This is a genomic window from Dickeya poaceiphila (genome assembly GCF_007858975.2).
Taxonomy (GTDB): Bacteria; Pseudomonadota; Gammaproteobacteria; order Enterobacterales; family Enterobacteriaceae; genus Dickeya; species Dickeya poaceiphila.
Genome location: NZ_CP042220.2, coordinates 261,355 through 276,056 on the forward strand (window position 1 = coordinate 261,355; position 14,702 = coordinate 276,056).

General features: G+C 57.1%; 11 protein-coding genes and 1 riboswitch. Of the genes, 5 read left to right on the plus strand and 6 right to left on the minus strand.

Annotated features, from left to right (window positions below):
* Positions 1–3: 3 nt before the first annotated feature.
* Positions 4–4,227, plus strand: a complete 4,224-nt coding sequence (gene rpoC, locus Dpoa569_RS01140) for a DNA-directed RNA polymerase subunit beta' (protein ID WP_042867827.1) — start codon at positions 4–6, stop codon at positions 4,225–4,227.
* A gap of 398 nt (positions 4,228–4,625) precedes the next feature.
* A complete protein-coding gene (locus Dpoa569_RS01145; protein ID WP_042867829.1) occupies positions 4,626–5,723 on the plus strand; it encodes a DUF1176 domain-containing protein in 1,098 nt (365 codons plus the stop codon).
* Between the two features lie 431 nt (positions 5,724–6,154).
* Here Dpoa569_RS01145 and thiH read toward each other — a convergent pair whose 3' ends face one another.
* Genes thiH through thiC form a run of 6 tightly spaced genes read right to left on the minus strand, consistent with a single transcriptional unit; the run spans position 6,155 to position 11,628 of the window.
* On the minus strand, positions 6,155–7,303 hold the full coding sequence (thiH, locus tag Dpoa569_RS01150) for a 2-iminoacetate synthase ThiH (RefSeq protein ID WP_042867831.1): 1,149 nt from the start codon (positions 7,301–7,303) through the stop codon (positions 6,155–6,157).
* Entirely contained in the window at positions 7,303–8,082 is a 780-nt protein-coding gene (locus tag Dpoa569_RS01155) for a thiazole synthase (RefSeq protein ID WP_042867833.1), read from the minus strand. Before Dpoa569_RS01155 ends, thiH begins: the two co-directional genes overlap by 1 nt.
* Before the next feature lies 1 nt (position 8,083).
* Positions 8,084–8,284 (minus strand): sulfur carrier protein ThiS, encoded by a 201-nt coding sequence (gene thiS / locus Dpoa569_RS01160; RefSeq protein WP_042867835.1) that lies wholly within the window; start codon positions 8,282–8,284, stop codon positions 8,084–8,086.
* Positions 8,281–9,030, minus strand: a complete 750-nt coding sequence (locus Dpoa569_RS01165; protein ID WP_146410956.1) for a HesA/MoeB/ThiF family protein — start codon at positions 9,028–9,030, stop codon at positions 8,281–8,283. Before Dpoa569_RS01165 ends, thiS begins: the two co-directional genes overlap by 4 nt.
* Position 9,031: 1 nt before the next feature.
* Positions 9,032–9,667, minus strand: coding sequence for a thiamine phosphate synthase (thiE, locus tag Dpoa569_RS01170; RefSeq protein ID WP_042867840.1), 636 nt, complete (start codon positions 9,665–9,667; stop codon positions 9,032–9,034).
* A complete protein-coding gene (gene thiC, locus Dpoa569_RS01175) occupies positions 9,667–11,628 on the minus strand; it encodes a phosphomethylpyrimidine synthase ThiC (RefSeq protein WP_042867842.1) in 1,962 nt (653 codons plus the stop codon). Before thiC ends, thiE begins: the two co-directional genes overlap by 1 nt.
* A 137-nt stretch (positions 11,629–11,765) precedes the next feature.
* Positions 11,766–11,881, minus strand: a riboswitch (TPP riboswitch).
* Between the two features lie 193 nt (positions 11,882–12,074).
* Between thiC and nudC the strand changes: the two genes are divergently transcribed.
* Genes nudC through nfi form a run of 3 tightly spaced genes read left to right on the plus strand, consistent with a single transcriptional unit; the run spans position 12,075 to position 14,651 of the window.
* Complete coding sequence (nudC, locus tag Dpoa569_RS01180; RefSeq protein ID WP_042867846.1) at positions 12,075–12,848, plus strand: NAD(+) diphosphatase; 774 nt, start codon at positions 12,075–12,077, stop codon at positions 12,846–12,848.
* Between the two features lie 55 nt (positions 12,849–12,903).
* Entirely contained in the window at positions 12,904–13,977 is a 1,074-nt protein-coding gene (gene hemE, locus Dpoa569_RS01185; protein WP_042867849.1) for a uroporphyrinogen decarboxylase, read from the plus strand.
* Positions 13,977–14,651, plus strand: coding sequence for a deoxyribonuclease V (nfi, locus tag Dpoa569_RS01190; protein ID WP_146410959.1), 675 nt, complete (start codon positions 13,977–13,979; stop codon positions 14,649–14,651). Before hemE ends, nfi begins: the two co-directional genes overlap by 1 nt.
* Positions 14,652–14,702 lie beyond the last annotated feature (51 nt).

Sequence of the window (14,702 nt, forward strand, 5' to 3'; positions counted from 1 at the left end):
TCCGTGAAAGACTTATTAAAGTTTCTGAAAGCGCAAACTAAAACCGAAGAGTTTGATGCGATCAAAATTGCGCTGGCCTCGCCAGACATGATCCGTTCCTGGTCTTTTGGTGAAGTTAAAAAGCCGGAAACCATTAACTACCGTACGTTCAAACCGGAACGTGACGGTCTGTTCTGCGCCCGTATCTTCGGGCCGGTAAAAGACTATGAGTGCTTGTGCGGTAAGTACAAGCGCCTGAAACACCGTGGCGTAATTTGTGAGAAGTGCGGCGTTGAAGTGACCCAGACCAAAGTGCGTCGTGAGCGCATGGGCCACATTGAGCTGGCGTCTCCGACCGCTCACATCTGGTTTTTGAAATCGCTGCCGTCCCGTATCGGCTTACTGCTGGATATGCCGCTGCGTGATATCGAACGTGTACTGTACTTCGAATCTTACGTGGTAGTTGAAGGCGGGATGACCAACCTGGAACGCCGTCAGATCCTGACCGAAGAACAATATCTGGACGCGCTGGAAGAGTTCGGTGACGAATTCGACGCCAAAATGGGTGCCGAGGCTATTCAGGCTCTGCTGAAAAACATGGATCTGGAGCAGGAATGCGAACAGCTGCGTGAAGAGCTGAACGAAACCAACTCCGAGACCAAACGTAAGAAACTGACCAAACGCATCAAGCTGCTGGAAGCGTTCGTGCAGTCCGGCAACAAGCCGGAGTGGATGATCCTGACCGTGCTGCCGGTGCTGCCGCCGGATCTGCGTCCGCTGGTGCCGCTGGATGGTGGTCGTTTCGCGACCTCCGATCTGAACGATCTGTACCGCCGTGTGATCAACCGTAACAACCGTTTGAAACGTCTGCTGGATCTGGCTGCTCCCGATATCATCGTACGTAACGAAAAACGTATGTTGCAGGAAGCGGTAGATGCGCTGCTGGATAACGGTCGTCGTGGTCGTGCCATCACTGGTTCCAACAAGCGTCCGCTGAAATCTTTGGCCGATATGATCAAAGGTAAGCAGGGGCGTTTCCGTCAGAACCTGCTCGGTAAGCGCGTGGACTACTCCGGTCGTTCCGTTATTACCGTAGGTCCGTACCTGCGTCTGCATCAGTGCGGTCTGCCGAAGAAAATGGCGCTGGAACTGTTCAAACCGTTCATCTACGGCAAGCTGGAACTGCGTGGTCTTGCTACCACCATCAAAGCCGCCAAGAAAATGGTTGAGCGTGAAGAAGCAGTGGTATGGGATATCCTGGATGAAGTTATCCGCGAGCACCCGGTACTGCTGAACCGTGCGCCGACCCTGCACCGTCTGGGTATTCAGGCGTTCGAACCGGTTCTGATCGAAGGTAAAGCGATTCAGTTGCACCCGCTGGTGTGTGCGGCATATAACGCCGACTTCGACGGTGACCAGATGGCCGTTCACGTACCGTTGACGCTGGAAGCCCAGCTCGAAGCGCGTGCGCTGATGATGTCCACCAACAACATTCTGTCGCCGGCGAACGGCGAGCCGATCATCGTTCCGTCTCAGGACGTGGTGCTGGGTCTGTACTACATGACCCGTGACTGTGTTAACGCCAAAGGCGAAGGCATGGTGCTGACCGGTCCGAAAGAAGCAGAGCGTATTTATCGTGCCGGTCTGGCTTCGCTGCACGCTCGCGTAAAAGTACGTATTACCGAGCATCAGAAGAATGCGCAGGGCGAGTGGACGCAGAAAACCAGCCTGATCGACACTACCGTAGGTCGTGCGATTCTGTGGATGATCGTGCCGAAAGGTCTGCCTTATTCCATCGTCAATCAGGCGCTGGGTAAGAAAGCTATCTCCAAGATGCTGAACACCTGCTACCGCGTGCTGGGTCTGAAACCGACGGTTATCTTTGCCGACCAGATCATGTACACCGGTTTTGCTTACGCGGCGCGTTCCGGTTCTTCCGTTGGTATCGACGATATGGTGATCCCGGCGAAGAAAGTGGAAATCATCAGCGAAGCGGAAGCCGAAGTTGCCGAGATTCAGGAGCAGTTCCAGTCTGGTCTGGTAACCGCGGGCGAACGCTACAACAAAGTTATCGATATCTGGGCTGCGGCTAACGAGCGCGTGGCTAAGGCGATGATGGAAAACCTCTCTACCGAAACCGTTATCAACCGTAATGGCGAAGAAGAGAAACAGGTGTCCTTCAACAGCATCTTTATGATGGCCGACTCCGGTGCGCGTGGTTCTGCTGCACAGATTCGTCAGCTGGCAGGGATGCGTGGTCTGATGGCGAAGCCGGACGGCTCCATCATCGAAACGCCGATCACCGCGAACTTCCGTGAAGGTCTGAACGTACTCCAGTACTTCATCTCCACGCACGGTGCGCGTAAAGGTCTGGCGGATACCGCGCTGAAAACGGCGAACTCCGGTTACCTGACGCGTCGTCTGGTTGACGTGGCGCAGGACCTGGTGGTGACCGAGGACGATTGCGGTACCCACGAAGGCATCATGATGACGCCGGTTATCGAAGGCGGCGACGTGAAAGAGCCGCTGCGTGAGCGAGTACTGGGCCGTGTGACGGCAGAAGACGTGCTGAAACCGGGCACCGCAGACATTCTGGTTCCGCGCAATACGCTGCTGAACGAAAAATGGTGTGACCTGTTAGAAGAAAACTCGGTCGATGCAGTGAAAGTACGCTCGGTAGTAGGTTGTGAAACCGACTTCGGCGTGTGCGCCAAGTGCTATGGTCGTGACCTGGCACGTGGTCATATCATCAACAAAGGCGAGGCTATCGGGGTTATCGCGGCGCAGTCCATCGGTGAACCGGGTACTCAGCTGACGATGCGTACGTTCCACATCGGTGGTGCGGCATCGCGTGCGGCAGCAGAATCCAGTATTCAGGTGAAAAACAAAGGTAGCCTGAAACTGAGCAACGCTAAGTTCGTTATGAACAGCGCCGGTAAACTGGTGATTACTTCACGTAACACCGAGCTGAAGCTGATCGACGAATTCGGTCGTACCAAAGAAAGCTATAAAGTGCCTTACGGTGCAGTCATGGCGAAAGGTAACGGTGACGATGTCGCCGGCGGTGAAACCGTCGCGAACTGGGACCCGCATACCATGCCGGTTATCACCGAAGTGGGCGGTAGCATTCGCTTCACCGATATGATCGACGGCCAGACGATTACGCGTCAGACCGACGAACTGACCGGTCTGTCCTCCATTGTGGTTCTGGATAGTGCAGAACGTACCGGTGGTGGTAAAGACTTGCGTCCGGCGCTGAAAATCGTTGATGCCAACGGTAATGACGTACTGATTCCGGGTACCGATATGCCGGCGCAGTACTTCCTGCCAGGTAAAGCGATTGTTCAGTTGGAGGACGGTGCACAGATCGGTGCGGGTGATACCCTGGCGCGTATTCCGCAGGAGTCCGGCGGTACCAAGGATATTACCGGTGGTCTGCCGCGCGTTGCTGACCTGTTCGAAGCCCGTCGCCCGAAAGAGCCGGCGATTCTGGCAGAAATCAGTGGCGTGGTATCCTTCGGTAAAGAAACCAAAGGTAAACGCCGCCTGGTGATCACGCCGGTTGATGGCAGCGAACCATACGAAGAGATGATTCCGAAATGGCGTCAGCTCAACGTGTTCGAAGGTGAACGCGTGGAACGCGGCGATGTGATCTCCGACGGTCCTGAGTCTCCGCACGATATCCTGCGTTTGCGTGGCGTACACGCGGTGACCCGCTACATTGTTAACGAAGTGCAGGAAGTTTACCGACTGCAGGGCGTTAAGATTAACGATAAACACATTGAGGTTATCGTTCGTCAGATGCTGCGTAAAGGCACCATCGTCAATCCGGGTAGCTCCGAGTTCCTGGAAGGCGAGCAGGTGGAAATGTCGCGTATCAAGATCGCCAATCGTCAGTTGGAAGCGGATGGCAAGATTTCGGCTACCTACAGCCGCGATCTGCTGGGTATCACCAAGGCGTCTCTGGCTACCGAATCCTTCATCTCCGCAGCGTCGTTCCAGGAAACGACCCGCGTACTGACGGAAGCGGCGGTTGCGGGTAAACGTGATGAGCTGCGTGGCCTGAAAGAAAACGTCATCGTGGGCCGTCTGATCCCGGCTGGTACGGGTTATGCGTATCATCAGGATCGTATGCGTCGCCGTCAGGCAGGTGAACTGCCGGTTGCACCGCAGGTCAGTGCCGAAGAAGCGTCTGCCAATCTGGCTGAGCTGCTGAATGCTGGTCTGGGTGGTAGCGACGACGAATAATCGTCACTTCCCCCGATAATAAAAAACCGTACCTTAGCGATAAGGTGCGGTTTTTTTTATATTCTCATTTAACATGGGGATCTTTTATTAATGACCGTGATTGTTTAACAATAGTTTGTTGCGGAACTCACCCTACGGGCCGTCACAGGTGACGTTAAAAAACGCTTTCAGCGTTTTATGATTCGTTCCACCTGACGGCGGAACCCACCCTACGGGCCGTCGCAGGCGACGTTAAAAAACGCTTTCAGCGTTTTATGATTCGTTCCACCTGACGGCGGAACTCACCCTACGGGCCGTCACGGGTGACGTTAAAAAACGCTTTCAGCGTTTTTTTGGATGCGGGGAAAAGACATAATTGCGTTATAACATCAGCATGGAAGTTTCATAAGGAATGTCCGATGCGATTTAACACAACGCTTTCAGGTATCATTCTGGTTTTGTTGTCTGGCAGTGCGTTCAGCGCCAGCGAGATGCCTTCTGGTTATCCGGCTCCAGTGCAGAAGGTGTTCAGGCACTGGCAGATTACCTGTAATAACCTGAATGATTGCGACATCAGGAACAATGACCCGTATCTGCGTGTGACGCTAAAGCGTGAAGCAGGTGCCAGGGGCAAGGTCTCATTGGACTTCGATCTGGCTGATAAGCGCCAGGCGCTGTATCTGGATGGAGTACGTTTTGCGTTGACGCAGCCTGACTGGCAAACCGACGAGGAAGAGGGCGCATTCTACGTCCATACCGATCAACTGGCTGTGATCCAGCAGTTTGTACTGGCGGCGAAGAACGCCAAACGGTTGTCGCTGTCGGAGCATGGCGGCGGTCAGAGTAATAATCAGGAAGAATCCATCTCGCTCAATGGCCTGAATGCGGCGTTATTGCTGGCAGATGAGCGGCAAGGGCGACTTAATAACCGCAGCGCGTTGTTGCAGGTCGGCGACGGTGACGTGGCGCAGGTGCCACCGGTGCCGATGGGACAGGAAATCAGCCCAGCCTATACCCAACCGCCGCCTCTGACCAATACCAAGGTGTTGATTAACGCCGTAATTAATGCCAAAAAAACCTTGCTGGAAGAGGAAGACTGTGGGCTGAGCAAAGAAGCCCGTCAGTTGAGTGAGGCTGAACCACTGACCAATGATTTGGCGCTGGTGATGCTGAATTGTGGTATGGGGGCTTATCAGTCCTCCAGTATGTTATTTGTTACTCCACGTAATAACCCACAGGCGGCGCAGTTGCTGGAACTGCCAAGACCTATTCGTACGGTGGAGAGCCGTGAAGAAAAAATCCGCTGGTTTACCGAAGTGGATTATGACCCGGAAAGCGGTATGTTGTATCACGCCGCGAAAGGGCGGGGTATCGCCGACTGCGGTGAAAGCGCGCAATGGGTGTTTGACGGTAAAACTTTCCAGCTTGTGGCTTATAATTATCAGCCGGAATGTAACGGTGGGCAGCCGGGAGACTGGCCGTCCGTATGGGCGATGCCGGGCTACCCGACCGAGTAGCCCGACACGATATTGACAGCCAGCGTGGTTTTCTCTCTCCCACGCTGACCAGTAGGTGGCGGAACCGATGGTTGACTTCGGTTCCGGCTTTATCAGCCCGTGCACTGTAGCAACCATCCGCCTGGCCTGGCGACGGGCTGTTTGGTGATGTGCGTGGTGGTACGCAGGCTACCGTTCTCTCTTTGTATCCATTACCTTTTTCTGCGCGTTGTCTCGCATCGTCTGCCTTATTGCTGCGTTGCTCTATTCACTATCGTTTGGGCGCTAGAGAGGATAGGCAGCGCCGTTGATCATACGCTGGCAACGGGGACGGGTGAGGCGACGGTTTAGCGGGTTGCGGTTCAGATGCCGCTAAACCAGTGATACTCCTAATCTTCCCAGTAGCTTGAAGCCGAGTGTTTTTGAAGCCGAGTATAGTAGGCACGCGTAAGTCAGCCTGTCGTCGGCCTTCCCAGATAACCGTCCCAGTCTTTCCACACTGGTTGCAACCCCGCCTGAGTCAGGGCGTCGGCTACGTCTTGTGGGCGGCGATTGTCGTGCGGGGTGAATTGTTCCAGTTCTGGGTGGTCATCGGCGTAGCCGCCCGGTTGGGTTTTGGAAAACGCGCTGACGTTGTTGATGGCAATCGGAATCATGTGGTCGCGGAAGAATGGTGACTCGCGGGTAGAGAGCGACAGTTCCACATCGGGTGCCAGCAGCCGGAAGGCGCAAATCACCTGCGTCAGTTGCGCTTCATCCATCAGCGAGGCGGGTTCAATGCCGCCAGCACAAGGGCGCAGACGCGGGAACGACACCGAGTAGCGGCTTTGCCAGTAGGTTTGCTGTAAATACAGCAGGTGCTCGGCCATCATGTAGCAGTCGGTGCGCCAGCTGTCGGACAGCCCAATCAGCACCCCCAGCCCGATCTTGTCGATTCCGGCGCGCCCCAGCCTGTCCGGCGTCGCCAGTCGCCAGGCGAAATCCTGTTTTTGGCCGCGCAGGTGGTGGCGGGCATAGGTCGCTGCATGATAGGTTTCCTGATAAACCAGCACCCCATCCAGACCGAGGGTTTTCAGTTCGGCATACTCCGCCTGCGACAGCGGCTGAACCTCCATCATCAGTGAGCTGAATTGTGGGCGAATTAACGGCAACATCTGGCGAAAATAGTCCATTCCCACTTTGCGCTGGTGTTCACCGGTCACCAGCAGCAGGTGATCGAACCCCAACGCCTTGATCGCCTCACACTCACGTAGAATTTCCTGCTGGTTCAGCGTCTTGCGTTTGAGGTGATTGCTCATGGAAAAGCCGCAATAGGTGCAGTCGTTGGCGCACAGGTTGGAGAGATACAGCGGCACATAGAAACTGACGGTGTTGCCGAAGCGCTGGCGCGTCAGCTGTTGCGCCCGTTGCGCCAGCGGCTCCAGCCAGCGACTGGCGGCAGGCGACAGCAACGCCATCATATCCTCGCGTGTGAGTCGATCAGCGGCTAACGCCCGCTCTACGTCAGCGTCGGTTTTACTGTTGATGCGCAGGGTCAGGTCATGCCATTCCAACAGTTGCCAGCGGTGTTCAAACAACGGCGATTGAGAGTGGATATCCATCAGTCGGCGGTCTCCGTATGTTGCAGAAAGCCGGTCAGTGGGCTGGTGGCGCTGGCGAGGTGCCGGCGGCTACCCAGACCAGCCTGACGGGCAATGGCACCGGCGTCCACCGCCAGTCGGAAAGCGTGCGCCATCTGCACCGGGTCACGTGCCACAGCGATAGCGGTATTAACCAGTACCGCATCGGCACCCAGTTCGATGGCTTCTGCTGCATGACTGGGAGCGCCAATGCCAGCATCCACAACTACCGGTACCCGCGCCTGTTCGACGATAATGCGCAGAAAGTCGCGTGTTTGCAGCCCTTGATTGGAGCCGATAGGTGCGCCGAGCGGCATCACCGCGGCACAACCGGCGTCTTCCAGCCGCTTGCACAACACCGGGTCGGCACCGCAGTAGGGTAGTACCACAAAACCGTCTTTCACCAGTTGTTCGGCGGCTTTCAGCGTTTCCACCGGGTCGGGCAGCAGGTATTTCATGTCCGGGTGGATTTCCAGTTTCACCCAGTGCGTGCCCAACGCTTCGCGTGCCAGTCGGGCGGCAAACACCGCTTCCTCGGCGGTTTTGGCACCGGAGGTATTGGGCAGCAGCTGTACGCCCAACTCGCGCAGCGGTGCCAGAATGGCATCGCTGCCGCCTTTCAAATCCACCCGTTTCATTGCCAGCGTGACTAGTTGTGAGCCGGAGGCGTGCAGTGCATCCTGCATCCGTTGTGCGCTGGCAAACTTGCCGGTGCCGGTTAATAACCGGGACGTAAACGTTGTATCTGCAATCTTCAGCATCTCAACCTCCAGCGATCGCCTGAAACAATAAAATGTCATCACCATCCCGCACGATATGTTGCGCCCAGTTATCACGTGGGATGATGGTGTAATTGATGGCCAGCGCCGTGCCGGGCTGTAGCCGGTTCAACTGCTCAAGCAGTTGTGCGACGGTCAACTCACTATGCAGTTCGATAACCTCATCGTTGAGCCGGATTTTCATGCCTGCCCTCCACATACCGGACAGGTCGCTGATCGTGCCAGTTGCAGCGTGGTCCATTGCTGCTGGCGTGCATCGAACAGACGTAATTTGCCGTCCAGTGGTGAGGGTAATCCGCACAGCAGTTTGAGCGCTTCCAGCGCCTGTAAGGTGCCCATCACACCGACCACCGGGCCGAGTACACCGGCGGTGCGGCAGTTGCGTCGAGGTTCCGTGGCGTCCGGGTAGAGGCAGGCGTAGCAGCCGTGTGGGTAAGGCGGCGTCAGCACCAGCAACTGGCCGCTGAATCCCACCGCGCTGGCGCTAATCAGCGGTTTTTGTGCCGCGACGCAGGCGGCATTGACCGCATGACGGGTGGTCATGTTGTCGCAGCAGTCCAGCACCAGATCGGCTTGCGCCACCGCGGTTGTCAGCGATTCGCCTTCAAGTCGGGTGGTCAGCGCGACGGTTTTCACCAGTGGGTTGATGGCTTCCAGCGCGTGACGGGCCAGCTCCGTTTTGGGGCGTGACAGGTTAGCGCTGCGGTAGAGAATCTGCCGTTGCAGATTGGAGAGGTGCAGGGTGTCGTGGTCTGCCAGCAGCAGCGTGCCGACGCCGGCTGCCGCCAGATAGAGCGCCGCTGGCGATCCCAGTCCGCCCAATCCCACCAGCAACACCCTGGCTGCCGCCAGTTTCTGTTGTCCTTCCTGGCCGATATCTTCCAGCAACAACTGGCGGCTGTAGCGCATAAATGCCTGATCATCGAGCATGTTATGCCTCCCGTCCTTCGATCAATTGCAGTAACGTCGCGGTCGCGGCGCGCCAGTCAGCGGCCTGTGTGATGGCGCTGACCACGGCAATGCTGCCGACCCCGGTTTCCAGCACGTCGGGTACCCGGTCAATGCTGATACCGCCGATGGCCACGGTGGGAAAGTGCCCGTTCAACGCGCGAATATGACGGGCCAACTCCACCAGACCTTGTGGTGCCGATGGCATGGCTTTGGTATGGGTCGGGAAAATATGGCCCAGTGCGATGTAAGACGGCGACAGGGCGACGGCACGTGCCAGTTCAGCATCGTTATGGGTAGACACGCCCAGACGTAGCCCGGCGGCGTGGATCGCCGCCAGATCGGCAGTATCGAGATCCTCCTGACCCAGATGTACGCCGTACGCCTGATGCTTCACCGCTAGTTGCCAGTAATCGTTGATGAACAGCCGGGCCTGATACTGACGGCCAAGCGCGATTGCCTGGATGATGTCCGGCTCGGCCTGCTCCGCTGGCTGGTCTTTAATGCGTAGCTGGAGAGTGCGAGCCCCCGCGCTCAGCAGGCGTTCTATCCACGCTACGCTATCGACCACCGGATAAAGCCCCAGTTGGGCGTCGGTGGCAGGAAACGCACGGTTCATCAGCGTTCCTCCTGCGGCAGGCTGGTGGCAGTGTGGTACAGCTCGCTGCCGCGGGCGCGGAATTCGGCGGACATTTGCGCCATACCGGCATCCACCGGTTGCGCTTCCTGACGGGCGGCGTAGTCGCGTACTTCCTGTGTAATCTTCATCGAGCAGAATTTCGGTCCGCACATTGAGCAGAAATGTGCCACCTTGCCGGATTCCTGCGGCAGGGTTTCATCGTGGTAGGCACGGGCGGTTTCCGGGTCCAGTGCCAGATTGAACTGGTCTTCCCAGCGGAATTCAAAGCGTGCCTTGGACATGGCGTTGTCGCGGATTTGCGCGCCGGGGTGGCCCTTCGCCAGATCGGCGGCGTGGGCGGCTATCTTGTAGGCGATCAGCCCTTGTTTAACGTCGTTTTTGTTCGGCAGGCCGAGATGTTCTTTCGGGGTGACGTAGCACAGCATGGCGCAGCCGAACCAGCCGATCATCGCCGCGCCGATACCTGACGTAAAGTGGTCATAGCCCGGCGCGATATCTGTGGTGAGCGGGCCCAGCGTGTAGAACGGTGCTTCATGGCAGTGTTCCAGCTCTTCGGTCATGTTGCGGCGGATCATCTGCATCGGCACATGACCGGGGCCTTCGATCATCACTTGCACATCGTATTCCCAGGCGACCTTAGTCAGTTCCCCCAGCGTGTGCAGTTCAGCAAACTGTGCTTCGTCGTTGGCATCCTGAATCGAACCGGGGCGCAGGCCGTCGCCCAGCGACAGCGCGACGTCATAGGCGGCACAGATTTCGCAAATTTCACGGAAGTGCTGGTAGAGGAAGTTTTCCTGATGGTGCGACAGGCACCATTTCGCCATGATGGAACCGCCGCGCGACACAATGCCGGTCAGGCGTTTGGCGGTCATCGGCACGTAGCGTAGTAGTACGCCGGCGTGAATGGTGAAGTAGTCCACCCCCTGTTCCGCCTGTTCCAGCAGTGTGTCGCGGAACAGTTCCCAGCTCAGGTTTTCCGCGATGCCGTTAACCTTTTCCAGCGCCTGATAAATCGGCACTGTGCCGATTGGCACCGGGCTGTTGCGCAGAATCCACTCGCGGGTTTCATGAATATAACGCCCGGTGGATAAGTCCATCACGGTGTCCGCACCCCAACGGGTTGCCCACACCAGTTTCTCGACTTCTTCCTCAATCGAAGAGGTCACCGCAGAGTTGCCGATATTGGCGTTCACCTTCACCAGAAAATTACGGCCGATGACCATCGGTTCCGATTCCGGGTGATTAATGTTGGCAGGGATAATCGCCCGCCCGGCCGCGACTTCCTGACGCACGAATTCCGGTGTGATGTCGTCCGGCAGCAACGCGCCAAAACTGTGGCCCGGATGCTGCTGGCGCAGAACCTCGCCGCGAATACGCTCACGCCCCATATTTTCACGGATGGCGATGAATTCCATCTCCGGCGTGATGATGCCCTGACGGGCGTAATGCAACTGGGTGACGCGACGCCCCGTTTTGGCACGTATGGGGTGTGGCAGATGTTCAAAACGCAGGTGAGCAAGGCCGAGATCCGCCAGCCGCTGCTGGGTAAAGTCAGAGCTGGCTCGTGGTAATGCTTGCGTGTCGTCGCGTTCTGCAATCCAGCCGGCGCGCAGTTTGCTGAGTCCGTGATGTACGTCCGGCGTGCTGGCCGGGTCGCCGTAAGGCCCGGCGGTGTCATAAACCGGCACCGCTTCGTTCGGTTCATAGCGCGGGTTGTCGCGGCTACCACCTATCAGCGTTGGGCTTAGCTGGATTTCCCGCATCGGGACGCGAATATCCGGGCGTGAGCCGGTCAGATAAATCCGCTGTGAGTTTGGGAAGGTTGAGCCGCGCAGCGTATCGATAAACTGTTGAGCGGCAGCACGTTGTTCACGACGACCAGACGGTGTTTTTTCTCCGGAAGCCATCAGCTCCGTGGACAGTTTGGATTCGGTAGACATAGCAAGTTCCTGTTCATTAAATGGGAAGATTGCTTGTCTGGAGTTCGGAGGGAGTAATCGCCGGATGTTGGCTGGCAACGGCAGAGGGCGTGTTGCCCTGATGGTTGCGCGTTCCCCTGCATGAATGGTGGGGTGGCGATATCATTACTCTTGTTCCCTTCGCAGGTATTAACCTGATCAGGTTCCGCGGATCCCGAATTAACGGTCTCAGCCCACGCGCCATCAGACGTGTTGGGCACTCCGACAAGATAGGACCCCTTGAGGGGGGTGTAAAACATCAACACTCTATGCGTTGTAGCGGCGTGGCGTCAATGGTCGAACATCAATTGGGCAATGCGCTTTCAGGGTAAGCGCATTGCCAAGGCTTCACCCACGCCGGATAATGCCGGACAGAATTTTTGGCTATCGTAACAGGCTAGCAGGCAATAAGCGGGGCGATAAAAGTGATGGAATTGACGCTGAAGGGTGAAGAAAGCGGGTGGTGGGTGGTGTATCACCGTCATCAGATTTGGCTGCCTCAGGGCGAGTTACCGCAAGGAACGGCAGCGCAGTGGCAGTTGCAGCAGCACGCTGCCCGTCAGGTAGGCGAGTGGCAGGGAGAACCGGTATGGCTGGTGTTGCAGGATAAGAAGACTGACATGGGATCGGTGCGTCAACTGTTGAGTCTGGATGCAGGGCTGTTTCAGTTGGCGGGCCGCGCGGTGCAACTGGCGGAGTTCTATCGTTCGCACCGGTTTTGCGGTTACTGCGGTCATGAGATGTCTGCCAGCACCACCGAACTGGCCTGCCTGTGTTCGCACTGCAAAGAGCGCTACTATCCGCAAATTGCCCCTTGTGTGATTGTGGCGATTCGCCATCACGAAAAGATTTTGCTGGCGCAGCATCTGCGCCACAAAGGCAATATGTACACTGCGCTGGCCGGTTTTGTCGAAGTGGGGGAAACGCTGGAGCAGGCGGTAGCGCGGGAGGTCCTGGAAGAGAGCCATATTCGCGTTAAAAACCTGCGTTATGTCTGTTCGCAGCCCTGGCCGTTCCCGCATTCGCTGATGATGGCGTTCATGGCTGACTATGACGGCGGTGAGGTGAAGCATGATCCCTCTGAACTGCGTGATGCCAACTGGTTCCGTTATGATTGCTTGCCTGAATTGCCGCCGCCGGGTACGGTAGCACGGCGTCTGATTGAAGACACGGTCGTACTGTGCCGCGAGGCCGATAGCTGATCGGTCATCGCCAGCGACAATCATGCCTGCCAGCAGGCGTTACAAGGAAAAGACCATGACTGATCTGAAAAATGATCGCTATTTACGTGCTCTGTTGCGCCAGCCCGTGGATGTCACCCCAGTATGGATGATGCGTCAGGCGGGGCGCTACCTGCCGGAATATCGTGCGACCCGTTCGCAAGCGGGTGATTTCATGTCGCTGTGCAAGAATGCTGAACTGGCCTGCGAAGTCACGTTGCAGCCGCTGCGTCGCTACAATCTGGATGCCGCCATCCTGTTTTCCGATATTCTCACCGTGCCGGACGCCATGGGGTTGGGGCTCTATTTTGAAGCGGGCGAAGGGCCGCGCTTCACATCGCCAGTGACTTGCCATGCCGACGTGGAAAAGTTGCCGCTGCCTGACCCGGAGCTGGAACTGGGCTACGTAATGGACGCGGTGCGGACGATTCGCCGCAATCTGGCCGGTGCGGTGCCGCTAATTGGTTTTTCCGGCAGCCCATGGACGTTGGCGACGTATATGGTTGAAGGTGGCAGCAGTAAAGCCTTTACCGTCATCAAAAAAATGATGTTTGCCGAGCCGCGTACGCTGCATCTGCTGCTGGACAAGCTGGCGAACAGCGTGACGCTCTACCTCAACGCTCAGATTCGTGCCGGCGCGCAGGCGGTGATGATTTTTGATACCTGGGGCGGCGCACTGAGCGGGGCGGATTACCGCGAATTCTCATTGCACTATATGCACAAAATTGTCGATGGCCTGTTGCGTGAAAATGATGGGCGCCGGGTGCCGGTTACCTTGTTTACCAAAGGCGGCGGTCAGTGGCTGGAAGCGATGGCGGATACCGGCTGCGACGCGCTGGGATTGGACTGGACGACTGACATTGCCGACGCACGGCGTCGTGTGGGAGACAGAGTCGCGTTGCAGGGCAATATGGACCCGTCCATGCTGTACGCACCGCCGGCTCGTATTGAACAGGAAGTCGCTACCATTCTGGCCGGGTTCGGTGCTGGCAACGGTCATGTGTTTAATCTGGGGCATGGTATTCATCAGGATGTGCCGCCGGAACATGCCGGCGTTTTCGTCGAGGCCGTACACCGGTTATCTGCACCCTATCATCAGGATATGGCCTGATGGATATGCAGGCGTTACGCGCCGAGCAATGTGATAAAGCCGCGTTGGTGGTGCGTTACGACGATATACCTTTTGAGCAGCCGACGCTTATTGCCGGTGCGGATGTCGGTTTTGAACAGGAAGGCGCGGTGACCCGTGCTGCGCTGGCGGTGCTGGCTTATCCGTCGCTGCAACTGGTGGAATACCAGATTGCCCGCATTCCAACCGTCATGCCTTATATCCCCGGTTTTTTGTCGTTTCGTGAATATCCGGCGCTGCTGGCGGCGTGGGAGCAGTTGCAACACCGGCCAGATTTGCTGTTTGTCGATGGGCATGGCGTGTCTCATCCTCGTCGTCTGGGGGTTGCCAGCCATTTTGGCCTGCTGGTCAATGTGCCGACGATTGGCGTTGCCAAACGCCGGTTGTGCGGACAGTTTTCGCCGCTGGCGGATGCGGCAGGCAGCCGCCAGCCGTTGCTGGACCGGGATGAGCAGATTGGCTGGGTATGGCGCAGCAAGGCGCGTTGCAATCCGCTGTTTGTCTCCACCGGCCATCGTGTTGGTATCGACAGCGCGTTACAGTGGGTGATGCGCTGCATGAACGGGTATCGTCTGCCGGAGCCTACCCGCTGGGCGGATGCGGTAGCATCCAACCGTCCGACGTTTCAACGCTGGCAACGTGAGGCCGGGCTGTAGGATAATGCCGGGCAGGAAACTTTAGGAATTCAGGCATATGGCGGTTTGGTG

Excerpts from the sequence above, each read along its gene's own strand:
- Dpoa569_RS01155 (WP_042867833.1), bottom strand. The coding sequence starts at position 8,082 with ATGCTGAAGATTGCAGATACAACGTTTACGTCCCGGTTATTAACCGGC.
- Dpoa569_RS01165 (WP_146410956.1), bottom strand. The coding sequence starts at position 9,030 with ATGCTCGATGATCAGGCATTTATGCGCTACAGCCGCCAGTTGTTGCTG.
- hemE (WP_042867849.1), top strand. The coding sequence starts at position 12,904 with ATGACTGATCTGAAAAATGATCGCTATTTACGTGCTCTGTTGCGCCAG.
- thiC (WP_042867842.1), bottom strand. The coding sequence starts at position 11,628 with ATGTCTACCGAATCCAAACTGTCCACGGAGCTGATGGCTTCCGGAGAA.
- thiE (WP_042867840.1), bottom strand. The coding sequence starts at position 9,667 with ATGAACCGTGCGTTTCCTGCCACCGACGCCCAACTGGGGCTTTATCCG.
- Dpoa569_RS01145 (WP_042867829.1), top strand. The coding sequence starts at position 4,626 with ATGCGATTTAACACAACGCTTTCAGGTATCATTCTGGTTTTGTTGTCT.
- nudC (WP_042867846.1), top strand. The coding sequence starts at position 12,075 with ATGGAATTGACGCTGAAGGGTGAAGAAAGCGGGTGGTGGGTGGTGTAT.
- thiS (WP_042867835.1), bottom strand. The coding sequence starts at position 8,284 with ATGAAAATCCGGCTCAACGATGAGGTTATCGAACTGCATAGTGAGTTG.
- nfi (WP_146410959.1), top strand. The coding sequence starts at position 13,977 with ATGGATATGCAGGCGTTACGCGCCGAGCAATGTGATAAAGCCGCGTTG.
- thiH (WP_042867831.1), bottom strand. The coding sequence starts at position 7,303 with ATGGATATCCACTCTCAATCGCCGTTGTTTGAACACCGCTGGCAACTG.